The organism is Bradyrhizobium sp. PRIMUS42 (genome assembly GCF_023006515.1).
Taxonomy (GTDB): Bacteria; Pseudomonadota; Alphaproteobacteria; order Rhizobiales; family Xanthobacteraceae; genus Bradyrhizobium.
On record NZ_JALBGZ010001251.1, the window covers coordinates 1 to 1026 of the forward strand.

Sequence of the window (1026 nt, forward strand, 5' to 3'; positions counted from 1 at the left end):
GGCTCGATCGCCATCCCGAAGCCGCGCGCAAGGCGCGCGACCGCGTGCTCGACCGCATGGTCGAGGAGCAAATGGTCAGCGCCGACGACGCGAGGCAGGCCAAGACCGTGCCCGTGCCAAAACTGCGCAAGCCGATGCCGATCCTGGCGCCGCATGCCTCCGACACCGCGCTGTCGACGGTCAAGGACACGCCGGTCATCAAGCTCACGCTCGACGCGAACTTGCAGAAGGTGCTGGAGCCGCTGGCGCGCGACCGCGCTCTTGCGCTCGGGCCGAACATCTCCGTCGGCATCATCGTGGTCGACAATGAGAGCGGGGACGTGCTCGCCCGCGTGGGTTCAGCCGATTATTTCGACGAGAGCCGGGCAGGGCAGGTCGACATGACCCGTGCGATCCGCTCGCCTGGCTCGACGCTGAAACCCTTCATCTACGGGCTCGCTTTCGAGGACGGCTTCGTTCATCCGGAAAGCCTGATCGACGATCGTCCCGTCCGCTTCGGCTCCTACGCGCCCGAGAATTTCGACATGACTTTCCAGGGCACGGTGCCGGTGAGGAAGGCGCTGCAATTGTCGCTGAACGTCCCGGCGATCGTGCTGCTCGACCGCGTCGGCTCCAGCCGGCTGGCCTCGCGGTTGCGGCAGGCCGGCGGCAATCTCGTGCTGCCCAAGGACGAAGCGCCCGGGCTTGCCATGGGGCTCGGCGGCGTCGGCGTGACGCTGCAGGATCTCGCCCAGCTCTACACGGGCTTTGCCCGCCTCGGCACCACCAAGACGCTGCGCGAGATCATGGCGGACAGGGACGACCGCGAACCGCTTCGGCTGCTGGATCAGGTCGCGGCATGGCAGGTCGGCAACGTGCTGCTGGGCACGCCGCCGCCTGAGAATGCCGCTCACAACCGCATCGCCTTCAAGACCGGGACCTCCTACGGCTATCGCGACGCGTGGTCGGTCGGGTTCGACGGCCGGATGACCATCGGCGTCTGGGTCGGCCGGCCCGACGGCGCGCCGGTCCCTGGCCTGATCGGGC

The 1026-nt window shown here is 68.2% G+C and carries 1 protein-coding gene; it reads left to right on the top strand.

The window, feature by feature from the left end:
- A partial coding sequence (locus MOV75_RS39450) for a penicillin-binding transpeptidase domain-containing protein (protein ID WP_247008244.1) occupies positions 1–1026 on the top strand: 1026 nt, incomplete at both ends.